This is a genomic window from Pseudomonas sp. HMWF032, from assembly GCF_003060885.1.
In the GTDB taxonomy this organism is placed as follows: Bacteria; Pseudomonadota; Gammaproteobacteria; order Pseudomonadales; family Pseudomonadaceae; genus Aquipseudomonas.
In genome coordinates, this window is record NZ_QAIG01000005.1 from 1251223 (window position 1) to 1267141 (window position 15919).

General features: G+C 61.5%; 15 protein-coding genes. 6 read left to right on the top strand and 9 right to left on the bottom strand.

What is annotated here, in order from left to right; translation table 11 throughout:
• Positions 1–172 precede the first annotated feature (172 nt).
• From DBR00_RS08535 to DBR00_RS08560, 6 genes are all read left to right on the top strand, one after another.
• Complete coding sequence (locus DBR00_RS08535; protein WP_371920638.1) at positions 173–1753, top strand: ABC transporter ATP-binding protein; 1581 nt, start codon at positions 173–175, stop codon at positions 1751–1753.
• 11 nt (positions 1754–1764) lie between these two features.
• A complete protein-coding gene (locus DBR00_RS08540) occupies positions 1765–2868 on the top strand; it encodes an ABC transporter permease (RefSeq protein WP_108486029.1) in 1104 nt (367 codons plus the stop codon).
• A 124-nt stretch (positions 2869–2992) separates the two neighbouring features.
• A complete protein-coding gene (locus DBR00_RS08545; protein ID WP_108486028.1) occupies positions 2993–3919 on the top strand; it encodes an ABC transporter permease in 927 nt (308 codons plus the stop codon).
• 193 nt (positions 3920–4112) lie between these two features.
• Entirely contained in the window at positions 4113–5195 is a 1083-nt protein-coding gene (locus tag DBR00_RS08550; protein ID WP_108486027.1) for a BMP family ABC transporter substrate-binding protein, read from the top strand.
• Between the two features lie 173 nt (positions 5196–5368).
• Positions 5369–6334, top strand: coding sequence for a 2-oxoglutarate and iron-dependent oxygenase domain-containing protein (locus DBR00_RS08555; protein ID WP_108486026.1), 966 nt, complete (start codon positions 5369–5371; stop codon positions 6332–6334).
• A 210-nt stretch (positions 6335–6544) separates the two neighbouring features.
• A complete protein-coding gene (locus tag DBR00_RS08560) occupies positions 6545–7492 on the top strand; it encodes an adenosine deaminase (protein WP_108486025.1) in 948 nt (315 codons plus the stop codon).
• A 78-nt stretch (positions 7493–7570) separates the two neighbouring features.
• Here DBR00_RS08560 and DBR00_RS08565 read toward each other — a convergent pair whose 3' ends face one another.
• From DBR00_RS08565 to DBR00_RS08605, 9 genes are all read right to left on the bottom strand, one after another.
• Positions 7571–8104 (bottom strand): cytochrome b/b6 domain-containing protein, encoded by a 534-nt coding sequence (locus DBR00_RS08565; protein ID WP_108486024.1) that lies wholly within the window; start codon positions 8102–8104, stop codon positions 7571–7573.
• The gene (locus tag DBR00_RS08570; protein WP_090255403.1) at positions 8104–8370 is read right to left on the bottom strand and encodes a PepSY domain-containing protein; all 267 of its coding nucleotides are present in this window, start codon (positions 8368–8370) and stop codon (positions 8104–8106) included. Before DBR00_RS08570 ends, DBR00_RS08565 begins: the two co-directional genes overlap by 1 nt.
• A 256-nt stretch (positions 8371–8626) precedes the next feature.
• Entirely contained in the window at positions 8627–8917 is a 291-nt protein-coding gene (locus tag DBR00_RS08575; protein WP_108486023.1) for a cytochrome c5 family protein, read from the bottom strand.
• Between the two features lie 358 nt (positions 8918–9275).
• Positions 9276–9824 carry a putative natural product biosynthesis protein gene (locus tag DBR00_RS08580; protein WP_256582956.1) on the bottom strand — a complete coding sequence of 183 codons (549 nt, stop codon included), beginning with the start codon at positions 9822–9824 and terminating at the stop codon, positions 9276–9278.
• 78 nt (positions 9825–9902) lie between these two features.
• Entirely contained in the window at positions 9903–10277 is a 375-nt protein-coding gene (locus tag DBR00_RS08585; protein WP_108486022.1) for a DUF2946 family protein, read from the bottom strand.
• Entirely contained in the window at positions 10277–10759 is a 483-nt protein-coding gene (locus DBR00_RS08590; protein ID WP_108486021.1) for a copper chaperone PCu(A)C, read from the bottom strand. The genes DBR00_RS08585 and DBR00_RS08590 overlap by 1 nt, the downstream gene beginning before the upstream one ends.
• A 30-nt stretch (positions 10760–10789) precedes the next feature.
• Positions 10790–12820 (bottom strand): TonB-dependent receptor, encoded by a 2031-nt coding sequence (locus DBR00_RS08595; RefSeq protein WP_108486020.1) that lies wholly within the window; start codon positions 12818–12820, stop codon positions 10790–10792.
• A gap of 148 nt (positions 12821–12968) precedes the next feature.
• Positions 12969–14333 carry a PepSY domain-containing protein gene (locus tag DBR00_RS08600; protein WP_108486019.1) on the bottom strand — a complete coding sequence of 455 codons (1365 nt, stop codon included), beginning with the start codon at positions 14331–14333 and terminating at the stop codon, positions 12969–12971.
• Positions 14334–14411: 78 nt separating this feature from the next.
• Positions 14412–15917, bottom strand: coding sequence for a PepSY domain-containing protein (locus tag DBR00_RS08605; RefSeq protein WP_108486018.1), 1506 nt, complete (start codon positions 15915–15917; stop codon positions 14412–14414).
• Positions 15918–15919: the final 2 nt, after the last annotated feature.

Sequence of the window (15919 nt, forward strand, 5' to 3'; positions counted from 1 at the left end):
GCAACGCTCTGCACTGCGCCAAAACGCACCAGCATCTCGTCGCCTTGCACCAAGCCAGGGCCACTTAATGGCGTGGTATTACGGCAGGGCTCGCATCGACGCCGCCAGCAGGCTTTTCTGACTCACTGGCCAGCTTTTTGCTTTAGCTCGGGCAGTTGTCATTTCCGAGCCTCTGTCTATGTCCATTTCCCCTGCTATTCCACGCTTGCAGCTGAGCGGTATCAGCAAGCGCTACCCCGGCTGCCTGGCCAATGACCGTATCGACCTGAGCATCGCGCCTGGGGAAATCCATGCGCTGCTCGGCGAGAACGGTGCTGGCAAAAGCACACTGATGAAAATCATCTATGGCGTTACCCAACCCGACAGTGGCGAGATTCGCTGGCAAGGTGAGCCACTGAAGATGCGCGACCCGGCCATGGCGCGCCGCCTGGGTGTGGGCATGGTGTTCCAGCATTTCTCGCTGTTCGAGACCCTGACGGTGGCAGAGAACATCGCCTTGGCCATGGGCGCAGCGGCCGGCACACCGAAACAGCTGGAGCCGAAGATTCGCGAGGTGTCGCAGCGTTACGGCATGGCCCTGGAACCGGGCCGACTGGTGCACAGCCTGTCCATCGGCGAGCGGCAACGGGTGGAGATCGTCCGCTGCCTGATGCAGGACATCCAACTGCTGATTCTTGATGAGCCGACCTCGGTGCTGACCCCGCAGGAGGCCGACGAACTGTTCGTTACGCTGCGCCGTCTGGCGGCCGAGGGCTGCAGCATTCTGTTTATCAGCCACAAGCTCGGCGAAGTGCGCGCCCTGTGCCAGAGCGCCACGGTGCTGCGCGGCGGCAAGGTATCGGGGCATTGCATACCGGCCGAATGCAGCGATCTGCAGCTGGCGCGGCTGATGGTCGGTGACGCCGAAGGACTGGAAAGCAGTTACCCGAAAGCCAGTGGCGGCCTGCCACGTTTACGTGTGGATGACCTCAGCTGGCACAACGCCGACCCGTTCGGCTGCACCCTCAACCAGATCCGTCTGGAAGTGCGCAGCGGCGAAATCGTCGGCATCGCCGGGGTTGCCGGCAATGGTCAGGACGAATTACTAGCCCTGCTCAGTGGTGAAACCCGCCTGCCGCGCAGCGAGCGCGAACGCATCAGCCTCGACACGCACCCCATCGCCGACCTATACCCGGATGCACGGCGCAAACTGGGCCTGGCCTTTGTCCCGGCTGAACGGTTGGGCCACGGCGCAGTGCCGGACATGAGCCTGAGTGATAACGCCCTGCTCACCGCTTTCCAGCAAGGTTTAATCAGCAAAGGGCTGATTCAGCGCAGCAAGGTCCGCGCCTTGGCCGAAGCAATCATCCAGCGCTTTGCGGTGAAAACGCCGGATGCCGATGCACCCGCGCGCAGCCTGTCCGGCGGCAACCTGCAAAAATTTATCCTCGGACGCGAGATTTTGCAGAACCCCAAACTGCTGGTGGCCGCGCACCCAACCTGGGGTGTGGACGTGGGCGCAGCGGCGGCGATCCATCGCGCGCTGATTGCCCTGCGAGATGCCGGTGCGGCGATTCTGGTGATCTCCGAAGACCTCGACGAGCTGTTCCAGATCAGCGACCGCATCGGTGCGCTGTGCAGCGGCAAGCTCTCGCCCCTGGCCGCAACCGCAGAAACCGAAGCGGTAGAAGTCGGCCGCTGGATGGCCGGCGAGTTCGCCCCGCTTCCCCCTATTACAAGCACGCCGGCAGCCGCTGCTGCCAGCCTGAGCTGACGGAGTTTTCCATGCTGTTATCCCTCGAACCGCGCGGTCAGCAATCGCGCGCCATGCTCTGGTTATCGCCGCTGCTCGCCGCCGTGCTGACCCTGTGCAGTGGCGCGCTGTTATTCGCCCTGCTCGGCCACGACCCGCTGGACACCCTACACACCCTGCTGATTGCGCCGCTGGCCGATTGGTATGGCGTATCCGAACTGCTGGTCAAGGCGCTACCGATTCTGCTCTGCGCCCTCGGCCTGGCGGTGGCCTACCAGGCGCGCATCTGGAACATCGGCGCAGAAGGTCAACTGCTGCTCGGCGCGCTTGCCGGCAGCGCCATGGCGATCCAGATCATCGACTGGGACAGCCGCTGGGCGCTGGTCTGGGTGGTGCTCGCCGGCGTGGCGGCGGGCGCGGCCTGGGGCGGTCTGACCGCCTGGCTGCGCACGCAGTTCAATGCCAACGAAATCCTCACCAGCATCATGCTCAACTACATCGCGCTGAACCTGCTGCTGTTCTTCGTGCATGGCCCGCTGAAAGACCCGGCCGGTTTCAACTTCCCTGAGTCGGCGATGTTCGGCGATGCCAGCCGCCTGCCGCTGGTGAGCGAAGACGGCCGCCTGCACGCCGGTTTGTATTTCGCCCTGCTGGCCTTGGTGGCGGTGTGGGTATTGCTGCACAAGAGCTTTCTTGGTTTTCAGATCAAGGTGCTCGGCCTCGACCGTCGCGCTGCCGGTTTCGTTGGTTTTCGCGAGAAGCGCCTGGTGTGGTTTGCCCTGCTGGTCAGCGGCGGCCTGGCTGGCCTGGCGGGTGTCGGTGAAGTGGCCGGGCCGATTGGCCAACTGGTGCCGCAGGTCTCACCCGGTTACGGCTATGCGGCGATCACCGTGGCCTTTCTCGGCCGCCTGAATCCGCTCGGCATTGTCTTCGCCAGCCTGCTCATGGCCCTGCTGTACCTGGGCGGTGAAAACGCGCAGATGACCATGAACCTGCCCCAGGCGATCACCCAACTGTTCCAAGGCATGATGCTGTTCTTCCTGCTCGCCTGCGATGTGCTGATCCTCTATCGGCCACGGCTGAAGTGGGCTTGGGCGCAGCGCAAAGCCAAAACCAACACCGAGGCCCTGGCCTAACAAAGAACCTGTGGGAGCGGCCGGGCGACGTACCGCTTGCTCGCGATCCGTCGCGACACTAATCGCGAGCAAGAACTGGGCGTCCCCCTCGCTCCTATAAAAGCTATACGCAGAGGAATTCCAGATGGATCTCGACCTAATAAGCAATATTTTCTACGCCATGGTGCGCACCGGTACGCCGCTGCTGCTGGTGGCATTGGGTGAACTGATCTGCGAGAAGAGCGGCGTGCTCAACCTCGGCCAGGAAGGCATGATGCTGTTCGGCGCGGTGATCGGTTTTATCGTCGCCCTGAGCACCGGCAACCTGTGGCTCGGCGTGCTGCTGGCGATGAGCGCCGGCATGCTGCTGTCGATGCTGTTCGCCGCCGTGGCGCTGGGCTTTAACGCCAATCAGGTGGCCACCGGCCTGGCGCTGACCATCTTTGGCGTTGGCCTGTCGACCTTTGTTGGCGCGGCCTGGGTCGGCAAACCGCTGGCCGGTTTCGAGCCCATCGCCCTTCCACTGCTCAGCGACATTCCGCTGATCGGGCGCATGCTGTTTGCCCAGGACATTCTGGTTTACCTGTCCTTCGCCCTGTTCGGTTTAGTCGCTTGGGTGCTGCTGAAAAGCCGCATCGGTTTGATCATCCAGGCGGTCGGTGAAAACCCCGACGCGGCCAGCGCCATGGGCTTGCCGGTATTGCGCGTGCGCACCTTGGCAGTGCTGTTCGGCGGAGCCATGGCCGGCTTGGCGGGCGGTTACCTGTCGCTGGCCTACACGCCGATGTGGGCGGAAAACATGACCGCCGGGCGCGGCTGGATCGCCCTAGCCTTGGTGGTGTTTGCCAGCTGGCGGATATTCCGTGTGCTGCTTGGGGCCTACCTGTTCGGCCTGGCCAGCATCATCCACTTGGTGGCGCAGGGCATCGGCCTGTCGATCCCCTCCAACCTGCTGGCGATGCTGCCCTATGTGGCAACCATTCTGGTGCTGGTCCTGCTGTCGCGCGATGCGATCAAAACCCGCCTGTTTGCCCCGGTATCACTGGGCAAGCCGTGGCAGCCAGGGCACTGACACTCACGCACCAGTAGGCAGCACAAGCAGCACCTGACGCACCAGCACAGCCCCCCCACAGAACCCCGCTTCGGCGGGGTTCTGCGTTTTTACGCGGCCCACAGCGCTAATTGTCCAGTTGGTCAGTTTTTTGCAATTCAACTGGCAGCTGTTTAACCACACCGTACCCACACCTATCGGAGTTCCGCCAACCATGTTTGAGAAGAGCAAAAAACCGCTGCTGCGCGCCCTCGTTGCCGCCCTTGGCTTTAGCGCCACATTGGGCGCATCTGCCGCCGATCCGTTGAAGGTCGGCTTTGTCTACATTGGCCCAATTGGCGACCACGGCTGGACTTACCAGCATGAGCAGGGCCGTCAGGCGGTGATCAAACAGCTCGGCGACCAGGTTGAAACCAGCTACGTGGAAAACGTCCCTGAAGGTGCGGACGCCGAGCGGGTGATTCGCAACATGGCCAAGGGTGGTTATGACCTGATCTTCACCACCTCGTTCGGCTATATGAACCCGACGCTGAAAGTGGCCAAGCAATTCCCCAAGCTGACCTTCGAGCACGCCACCGGCTACAAGCAGGACAAGAACCTCGGCACCTACCTGTCGCGCTCCTATGAAGGCCGTTACGTCGGCGGATACCTCGCGGCGAAGATGACCAAGACCAAGAAAGTCGGCTACGTCGCCTCCTTCCCGATCCCGGAAGTGATCCGCGACATCAACGCCATTCAACTGGCGCTGGACAAGTACAACCCCGGCACTGAGATCAAGGTGGTATGGGTCAACTCCTGGTTCGATCCGGGCAAGGAGTCCGACGCAGCCAACGCGCTGATCGACCAAGGCGTGGACGTGATGTTCCAGCACACAGACAGCCCGGCACCGATCCAGACCGCCGAACGTCGCGGCGTGTATGCCGTGGGCTATGCCTCGGACATGGCGCACTTCGGGCCGAAGGCCGTGCTCACCTCGATCGTCAACGACTGGGGCCCGCACTACGTCAAATCCACTCAGGCCGTGATCGACGGCACCTGGAAATCCGAAGATTTCTGGGGCGGCCTGACCGAAGAAACCATCAAACTGCCGATCAGCGATTTGGTGCCGGCGGACGTGAAAACCGAAGCCGAGCAGATCATCGCCGACATCAAGAGCGGCGCCTTCCACCCGTTTACCGGCCCGATCAAGGACCAGAGCGGCGTCGAGAAAATCCCGGCCGGCGTCGCCGCCACCAACGCCGAACTGGCCTCGATGAACTACTACGTGAAAAACGTGAAGGCTGAATTGCCCAAGTAAACGTAGGGCTGTGGGAGGGGCTTTAGCCGCGAAAATCTGCCCCTTCCACACATAACACCGATGCCGTCCCTGCCCTCTGACAGAACCGCATCAAAAGGGTGCCCCGTAAACGGGGCGCTCTTATTCGCTGCCCTGGGTACGAGAAGACTCGCAGCAACATCCCGGAGCTTTTAATGAACCGCCTGCCCATCATCGACATAGCCCCGCTCTACAGCGACGATCCATCCGCCTGGCCCGTCGTGGCCGAGCAGATCGACCACGCCTGCCGCGAGTGGGGATTTTTCTACATCACCGGCCACCCGATCAGCCCGGCGCGTATCGACGAACTGCTGACTGCAGCCAAGACCTTCTTCGCCCTACCGGCGGCCGAAAAACTCAAGATCGACATCACCCAGACAGCCCATCACCGGGGCTACGGCGCGATTGCCACCGAGCAGCTGGACCCAAGCAAACCGAGCGATCTCAAGGAAACCTTCGACATGGGTTTCCATATGGACCTGAATCACCCTGAAGTGCTGGCCGGCAAACCGCTGCGCGGCGCCAATCGGCATCCCGACCTGCCCGGTTGGGAAACCCTGATGGAACAGCACTACGCCGATATGCAGGCGCTGGCGCAAACCCTGCTGCGCGCCATGACGATCGCCCTGGATATAGACCGCGACTTTTTCGACACGCGTTTCCATGAGCCGATCAGCGTGCTACGGATGATCCACTACCCGCCGCGCCACACCGCCAGCAGTGCCGAACAGCAAGGCGCGGGTGAACACACCGATTACGGTTGCATCACCCTGCTCTACCAAGACGACGCCGGCGGCCTGCAGGTGCGCCACCGCGATGGCCAGTGGATCGACGCGCCGCCGCTTGCCGACAGCTTTGTGGTGAACATCGGCGACATGCTCGCGCGCTGGAGCAACGACCGTTACACCTCAACGCCGCACCGGGTGATCAACCCGTTGGGGGTCGATCGCTACTCCATGCCGTTCTTCGCCGAACCGCACCCGGACACCGAGATCAGCTGCCTGCCGAACTGCTCAGACGCCAGCAACCCACCCAAGTACCCGAGCGTAACCAGCGCCGAGTACCTGCTGTCGCGCTTTGCCGACACCTATGCGTATCGGCGTGAAGAGCAAGCCAACTGAAACGGTGGGAGGGGCTGGGCGGCACTCCGCTTTAGCCGCGACAACCAAACAGCTCGCGGCTACGACTGCATGGATGCAGGAGGTAGAGCGAAGCAGGATGCCAGAGCCGAAAGCCCCTCCCACAAGTAGCGTATCTACCTACCGATTCGGCGAAATCCTGTCCTTACGGTTAAACTTTGTCGCGACCACGCCTGATAACGAGATCTGACCATGTACGACTGGCTCAATGCCCTGCCCAAGGCCGAACTGCACCTGCACATTGAGGGCTCGCTGGAGCCCGAGTTGCTGTTTGCCCTGGCCGAGCGCAACAAGATTGCCCTGCCCTGGAACGACGTTGAAGCGCTGCGCAGCGCCTACGCGTTCAACAACCTGCAGGAGTTTCTCGACCTGTATTACGCCGGGGCCGACGTGCTGCGCACCGAGCAGGATTTCTATGACCTGACCTGGGCCTACCTGCAAAAATGCAAAGCGCAGAACGTCATCCACACCGAGCCGTTCTTCGACCCGCAGACCCACACCGACCGGGGCATTCCCTTCGAGGTGGTGCTGCGCGGGATCAAGCAGGCGCTGATCGATGGTGAAAAGCAGCTGGGCATCAGCCACGGTTTGATCCTGAGCTTTCTGCGCCATCTGTCTGAAGAGGAAGCCTTCAAAACCCTGGAACAGGCCAGGCCATTCCGCGATGCGTTTATCGCCGTCGGTTTGGACAGTTCGGAAATGGGCCACCCGCCGAGCAAGTTCCAGCGCGTGTTCGACAAGGCACGCAGTGAGGGCTACCTGACCGTCGCCCACGCCGGCGAGGAAGGCCCGCCCGAATACATCTGGGAAGCCCTGGACCTGCTGAAAATCGAGCGCATCGACCACGGCGTGCGGGCCATCGAAGACGAGCGCCTGATGCAGCGCATCATTGATGAACAGATCCCGCTGACTGTTTGCCCGCTGTCCAACACCAAACTCTGTGTATTCGACGACATGCGCCAGCACAACATCCTGCAGATGCTTGAACGCGGGGTGAAGGTGACGGTGAACTCGGACGACCCGGCCTACTTCGGGGGCTACGTCACTGAGAACTTCGCCGCTCTGTACGACAGCCTGGGCATGACCCAGGAGCAGGCCAAGCGCCTGGCGCAGAACAGCCTGGATGCGCGCCTGGTTTAAGCAAAATCATCGCGACTGAAGCCGCGCCCACAGTCCGTATACGCTGTGGGCGGGACTTTAGCCGCGACAGATAAAAACTCAGTGATCCAGCTTGCGCCGCTTGCCGGTGACCATCGACAGCGGCAGGTTTTCCTTCAGGCGGTAGCTTTCAAAAAGCGCCGCCGCGATGTGCAGGCCCACCAGGGCCATCAGCGCATCGGCGCAGAATTCATGGAGTTCCAGCGGTAAATCAGCGCCCCAGAAGTAATCGACCTCCTCCATCAGAAAGCCGGTCACACCCAGGCCGAGCATCAACAGCATCATGCCGATCATCACCAGGCCGCCCAGCGGGGAATGCCCCATGCGGTGGTAATCACGCCCGCTGAGCAAGGCCCGCAGGTGTTCGGCCAGGCGCGCCCGGGTCGGCCAAAAGTCCGCCCAGCGCGCTGCCGGTGACCCAACAAAACCCCACACCAGGCGAATCGCCAACCAGGCCACGGCGTAGTAACCGAACCAGCGGTGCCAGTTCTCGCCCTCTTCGGTGAAGAAGTAATTGGCCAGAAAAGCGCTCGCCAGAGACCAGTGGAACAGCCTGACCAGCGGGTCCCACAGGCGTGTGGTCGAACTGTTCATCAGTCTTCAACGCCGCCTTTAATGACCTTGCCGCTGACCGGATCGAAGTAGATTTCGACCTTCTGGCCTTCTTTGTTGAAGCCGTAGATTTCGTAGCAGTTGCCGCCGGTCACTTTGAACTTCTTGATCTCGTAACCTTGGGCTTTGAGGTCGGCCTGAAATTTATCCTGATCCTGCCACTGCGCCTTGTCGGCGGTGGTGCATTGGGTGGCGGCGAAGGTCAGCGGGCTGGCCAGTACCAGAGACAGCAGAAGCAATTTGCGCATGGTGAAGTCCTCGTGATGCAGGGGAAGTTGTGTGTCTGCGGGGACTACTGTCGCGCGGCAAGCTTAAGGCTGTATTAGGTCATGTCCTTGTCGTTCAAACGCCTCAACGGCTCATGGCCTAACGGCAGACGGTGTTGCTAATAGAGACCGGGTATCAACCCATGGTCGGCCAGCGCCGATCAGCGGCGATACCCGCTCTGCACCCTTGAATGCCGCCCGAGACGGAACAATCGAGCGGCACCTGCCCACCATCCCGTTATTTGGACATCCAGGTAATCACCGCTTTGTAATCCTCAGCCGAGCAGTCCATGCACAGACCGCGCGCCGGCATGGCGTTGAACCCCTCGGTAACGTGTTTAACCAGGGTGTCCATGCCCGCCGCCAGACGCGGCGTCCATGCAGCGGCATCGCCTTTCTTGGGAGCCGTGGGTAATTGACCGTTGTGGCACATGCCACACGAACGGTTGAAGACCGCTTGCGGATCTTGTGCAGCCTGCACCGACCCCAGCGATAACAGTGCAAACGCCAAGCAAATCGCTTTTTTCATTGTGTAGACCTCATCAGTTCACGTGCTGTTCTAGGTATTCGAGCTTCGCCCATCCAATCAGGGATGGCCTTGCGCCTGCCAATAATCGCGCCCAGGCACCAGCCGGCCGCGTATTCGCAGCGCCTCACGTCGTAGAGAAAAGACGGCCCTCCCGAGGGAGAGCCTGATACCGAGCCTAAGCCGATAAAGTGGACTTCGGGCTTAACCGTGGATGCCCAGACAAGACATATTCCAACCCGAAGTCAGTGCATCCTAGGGACGCCATTGATCACCCTCAACTGCGACAATCCACCACAGCTTGGCGACTGATACGTCCATGCGCCCCCAGCCGCCAGGCTGCGGCACGCGGTCGCAGCCCTCACTGGGCAATACGCAGCCAACGGCTGAAACCGGCCATGCCCGATCGGCGTAACGGCGACCAGGCAAAGTCAAACCGCGCCGGTGGCACCACCTCCATGACCTCACTCAGGCCAGCGCCATTGTGCTTCCAATCCACCCAGGTCATGGGCCTGTCCCGACAAGCCAGCAGAATGCCCTGCGCCGAACTCTGATCATGATTGACCCAGCGCGCTGCAGCTGCCGACAGCAGGCTTTCCACCTGCTCAGCAGTGACCTTGGAGGCATATTCCGAATCCAGCAACCAACGGCACACACTGATGTGAAAGGTCCAGTCTTGCGCAGGTTGATGACGATACGCCCAGGTCATAAAGCGTCGAAACAACGTCAAACCCTCAGGCGGATCCAACTTGAGCAGTGACGGGCACAGATCAAACAGCAGGTGCCAATAGGGCAGCAGCTTGCCATCAAGGGCAATAAACGACCGCGCGTTGCTGGGGTAATCCGGGAAGATCATTTCGCGGGCGATACGCTTGTGCGCAGGCATCACCCGGGGTTTGCATAACTGCATTTTTCACGCTCCATGCAAGGCCGATCCGAGGGACCGGGAACACGCAACCGAGAACACTCGACGTTGCGCGGACTGACCTCAACCGAGCGCTGCAGGGGGCGCACGCGATTGCGCGGCAGGGAAAAGCCGTATCGGGCATGGGCTGGAGCCACGCGCAAAAGATATCGGCACAACAAGCGCACAGGCCGCCACAGCGACGCCTTGGCCGGCCAGTGCAGGGCTGTGAACCAGCAGTGAACAGTAACCGCAGGCATCCAACGAGTCGGACTGCGGCAACAGAGGGTTGTGACCAGGCGCCTGAATCGCCCCCTCGTGACACGCCAACTCCGCGAGCCACGACCAATCCTGGGGTGGTGCGCGGAGTTGGGAAAACAACGGCGCGAGGATCAGCAACGCGAGCGCCAGCAAACCGAGCGCTGCGCCCAACCCCTTACCTTGCGCCGCAGGGTTCATCAGTGCTGGTGCTGACCTTCGCCGTGTGCACTGCCCTCAGGCGCATCCTTGTGCACGGCGATCTCCACGTCGACCGTGCCGGCCTTCTCGAAGGTCAGGGTCAGCGGGAAGCGCTCACCGTCCTTGGCCTGCTGCTTCAGGTTGAACAACATGACGTGATAGCCCATCGGCTCGAACTTCACCTCGCCACCGGCAGGAATCGCCACGTTCTGCACCTGCTGCATCTTCATCAGACCATCCGCGTGGATGTGTTCGTGCAGTTCGGCCTTGCCGGCCACCGGGGTGCTGGCGCTGAGCAGGCGATCGGCGTCGCTACCTTTGTTGTGCACCACAAAATAAGCGGCTGCTGTGGGCGCTACGGCCGGCATCTCACGGGACCAGGGGTGCTCGATGTGCAGGTTGCCGACGCTGTAGTCGTGCGCTTGCACCAACAGCGCCGGCAGCATCAGGGACAGACCAAGCAGGGTTTTCTTCAGCATCATGGGTGTTGCCTCCTTGTAGGAAAACGAAAGTCAGAAATCCAGGGTCAACCCAGCATACAACGCACGGCCATCGCCGGGGGCATGCAGGGAATCCAGCGCGCCATCGGGGTCATACCAGACGTACTCGTAGTAGCGATTGGTGACGTTTTTCAGTTGCAGGTCCACGCTGACACGTTCACTCAGGCGGTACTCCGCAGCGATATTGAGCAGGGTATAGCCGCCATAGAGACCGGTGCTGTTGGTGCGTTCCAGATAGTAGTCGCTCTGGCCGTTGACCCAAGCGCTGAGCTTGAGTTTTTCACTGGCCTGATAATCACCGCCCACGGCATACAGGTGGTGCGGTACGTGGTCCATCTCCTTGCCCTTGCTGGCCGGCAAGCGTGGGCCGGGCGTCAGAATTTCCGAGAACTGCCGTGAATAGGAAAACCACACGCGCGCCAGGTCGCTGGGGTACAGGTTGAGCTGCACGTCATAACCCCGGCGCAGGGTTTCGCCGACGTTCTCGGTATCCCCGGACGGGGCATTGAGCCGGCGCTGTACTTCATCGGTGGCGTGCTGTTCCCAATAGGCCACACGGCCATCGAGCCAGGCCACCGGGTTGAACTTGACACCGGTCTCCCAGCCTTCGTTGATCGAGGGTTTCAGGTCATCCTGCAGGCTGGCCAGTCGATAAGCGCCCGAGCCGACACCGATCTGGAAGGTACGCCCCCAGTTGGCGTAAAAGCTGGCCGTCTGCCAGGGGGAATAGACCAGGCTGAATTTGGGCTGGTTGATGGTGCCGAAGTCATTGACGCGGGCCCGCTCGCCAGACAGCTGATCGTGATAGTCGCCCTCGACGCGGTCCACCCGGTAGGCTGGGATGAGCTTGAGGGTTTCCCAGGGTTCGATCACCGCCTGCACGTAAACGCCCGTGGTGATCAGATCGAACACCTGGTCGCGGGTCTGTGCGGTACGCACACGGCTGACCGTCCGATAGCGCTCACTGATCACCTCCTGGCGCTGGATATCGGCGCCACCTTCCAGGGCGAAGTCGTGCAGCCCCGACACATCAGGACGCCAGGTCAAGCTGCTGAGCGCGCCGTACTGGTCTTCGTCGTTGAAGCGTTCCTGCTGCGCGGAAGTGATCCAGTACTTGGTCCAACGGCGGTCTTCAAACCGGTTGTAGTACGCCTTGCTCGACCAGGCGAGGTCGTCGGCCAGGTCGGTATCCAGATGCAGGCTAAGCGAGTCCATGCGGCGCTCGCCCTTGTCCGTCGCGTTATTCAGGTACGACTGGCGCGGATCATCATGGGCATCGGCCTTGCTCAGGTAACCGGCCTCCAGCGCATCGGCTTCGTAATACCGTGCGATCAGCCCGGCACGCCAGCCCGCGTCGGCGGTGTAAAACCATTTGCCCGCAAAGCTCTGCCGCTCGGCATCGGCATGGTCGCGGTAACCACCGCTCTTCTGGTAAGCGACGAAGTAGTTCTGCGACCAGTTGCCACTTTCGATGCCCTTCACCAGTTGCAGTTCTTGCGTGTCGAAACTGCCGCTGCGCAGGCGCAGCTTGCCCTCGTTGCCGCCCTGCAACGTATTGATGCTGGCATTGCCGGCAATGTTGTGCAGGCCGTAGCGCGGGTCGTTGGTGCCGCGTACCACTTCGATATCATCGATATCCAGCGGATAGACCATGTCGATAAACGGCATGTTGCCGTCGTTGGTGTTACTTGGGATGCCATCGATCAGCAGCTTGACCGCGTTGACTTCACCCTCACCATTAAAGCCACGAAACGACAGCTTGCCGGAGGTGGTGCCCTGATTGAACGGAGTCAACATGACCCCTGGCACACGGTTGAACAGCTCCCAGCTGTATTGCACGGGCTGCTTTTCCAGCACATCACGGCCGACATAGTCCACCGAACTGAGGATGTTGTAGCTGGACAGCGGGCCCTTCTCCTCGCCCGTCACCGTGACACTGCCCAGCGCCAGGGTGCTGTCGGCAAGCACGGGTAAGGTGTGAACACTCAGCGCGATCGTGCTCGTGGCCAACAACAGGCTGAGTGGTTTTAAGTGAAACGGCATGTGCGTTCATTCCTGAAGCAAAAGCAAGGCGCAGGCCAATGCCTGTTATCGATAAAGTCGTTATGCCTGCACCCGGTTTTGCCGGCGTGAGGCTGTTATGGCAGCCAAGACGGTGGCCTTGGCTGCCAATGGATCAGATGAATCAGGTTTAAGGGCTCATCGCGTCCCAGGGCCGTAGGCGTGACAGCAGCCAGTCCAACGCCCAGATCAGCAGCAGGGATGCGCCCACCAGCGGGAAGGCCGCGCCCAGCAGGCCCATGATCACCATCGCGGTTTTCCAGCGCGGCAGGTCGTGGCGCAGTGGCGGGACGCCTAATTTGCCGCTCGGCCGGCGCTGCCACCACATGATCAAGCCGCTGATGGCACTGAGCAGCACCAGCAGGCAGACCGCGAGCATCAGCAACTGGTTGGCCAGGCCGAACAGCTTGCCTTCATGCAGCATCACCCCGGTTTCCACGGTTTTCGCCACCACGCCGTAATCCTTCCAGCGCACATCGGCGAGCACGGTGCCGCTGTACTGATCGATATGCAGGGTGGCGTCGTTACGCGGGTCGTCGGCAAACAGCGCGATGCTGTACACCCCGGTTTCACCTTTCGGCAGGGTGATGCTGTAACCCGGCTGTACGCCGCGCTCAGCTGCATTGTCGACCACGTACTGCAGCAAATTGGCCGGAGACGCAGGCATTTCGGGGGCTGCGTGGCCGTTATGCGCAGCGTGTGGATCAGACGCCGGCAGCGGCGTGGTTTCCACCGCCCAGGCCACGGTCTGCTGACGGCTGGTGTTGAGGCTGCCGGTAAGCTTGCCGGACTGCGGGACGTCATCCCACATCGCCGCCGGGAAGTGATTCCAGGCACCGGCAAACTGGGCACCCCAGAAGCCGGTCCAGGTCATGCCGGTGAGCAGCATAAACAACAGCAGCAACGAACCCCAGAACCCGGTGACCGCATGCAGGTCACGCCATAACAGTCGCCCACGGGCACTCAGCCGTGGCCACAGCACACCCGCCCCGGAGCGCCCGCGCGGCCACCACAGGTACAGGCCGGAGACCACCAGCACAATGCCCCAACCGGCCGCCAGTTCGATCAAACGATCACCCAGCGTCCCAACCATCAGGTCGCTGTGCAGCTGACGGGCGATGGCCTGCAGGTTGAACTGCTCATCCTGGCTACCGAGAATCCTGGCGCTGTAGGGATCAACGAATACATTGAGACCCTGGTCGGCGGTTTCCAGCACAAACTGCGCGCTGCGCTCGGCGTTCAGCGGCGGCAGGTACTGCGTGATGCTCGCCTGGGGATACGCCTGACGCACCAACGCCAATTGCTGATCCGCCGAGATCGCCTGCTCGGCCGGCGTGACCTGCAGCAGTTCGGCATACATCAGCTGATCCAGTTGCGGCTTGAACAGGTAAATGATGCCGGTGACCGAGAGCAGGATCAGAAACGGAATCACAAACAGCCCGGCATAGAAATGCCAGCGCCAGGCCAGGTTGTAGAACGAGACAGAATCACGCATTCCTAACAACGCCCCCGAAAGACGTGAAGGACACTACACAACGCGTGTCGAGCACAACGCCAAAACAAATGCGTAACGTCATCTTAAAGACCCCCTCACGTTAATAAGTGCACCATTGCGCAGAGCGCGCCGCCCACGCAGCCGCCGCCAGCCCATAACCGTGCCGCTCAGGCAAATCAGCAAACCACCCAGGCTGGCCAGCCACATCCAACCATCCCAAAGGGGCCGGTGTTGCAGCAGTGGCAGCCAATCCCAGCTGTGCAGCAGGGCAAATAGCCAGCGCGAGGCGCGCTGGCCTTCATCCATTCGGCCGAGTAATGCACCGGTGCGCGGATCAAGGTGCAGCCAGGTATTGGCCGGGTCATTGAAGCGCACCCGCAGGATTGGCAATGGCCGTTCCAGGTGCCCGGTCATGCTGTGCTCGGCCCGGCCGTAGTAGTAAAAATCGTAGGTTGTCAGGCGCTCGACAGTGGGCACATCCCCAGGTCGAATGGCCTGAACCACCCGCAACAGTTCCGCTTCATCCAAGCGCCACTGCGGTGTGGATGCATCCATGGCCAGCACCGCGCTGGCACCCGTATTGTCCACACCCAGCAGATAGCCACGGCCACCCAACAGGCGCCAATGCAGCTCACGCACCGGCAGGCCCATCGCATTGAAACGCGACAAAGCCTGTTCAGGCCCGAGAGGAAAGGCTTCAGCCTGCAACGCTGCGCCTTGATAGGGCGCCAGGTTCAACGGAGTCGCGCTGTCCAGCAGCCGCCAGGGGTTCATCGACATCAAGCCGCTGAAAATCCAGGTCAGCGCCAACCCACCAAACAACAAACCACCAATGTGGTGCCAACGTGCCAGCCCTTTATAAGGGCTGCGCGCGCCACTGCGATAAGGTGTGGCGAAGCGCCAACGCAGGAGGCCGACCACAATGCCCAGGAGCGTCATCAGGGTGGCGGCCACTGACAGGTAGATCACCACATCACTCCACCAGCGATCCAGAACGCCACCGCGCAGGGGATAAAGCCAGTGCAGCCAGGCGCCCAGCCAGTTCCAAGTACGCTCGGTGAAAGTGGCATCACGCACCACTTCACCGCTGCGCCCAGAGACATACAGCAGCGTGCCGTCATCCAGCCCCACGCGATGCAACGGCCGATCGCCGTCGAGCGCGCGCGAGTGCGTCCAGGCGTCCTCCTGTATGGAGGCCTGGAAGTGCACCGCACGCTCAGCGGCAAAGGGTTGAGCGGCGGCCACAGCCTCTGCCGGGGTCACCGAGTCGATACGCTTACCGCTGCGCGCATCAACCGCCACCGCCCCCGTCGCAAACCGCACAACAAAGCGCGGCTCACCGGCCACCGTGGTCAGCCGAATAGATGCCGGGGCGGCTTTCTCTCCCGTAGCCGCCAGCACCTGCTCGAGCGGTACGCAACAGCCCTCCAACGACAACGGGGGCAGATGGGCCAGGTGCTCGCGCTGGGTCAGTTTGGGATAGCCGACATACATCATCACCAAGCCAGACACGAACCAGAGCACCATCAGCAAGCAGAGGAAAATCCCCAGCCAGCGATGCCACAGGTAGAGATAGCGTTTCATCC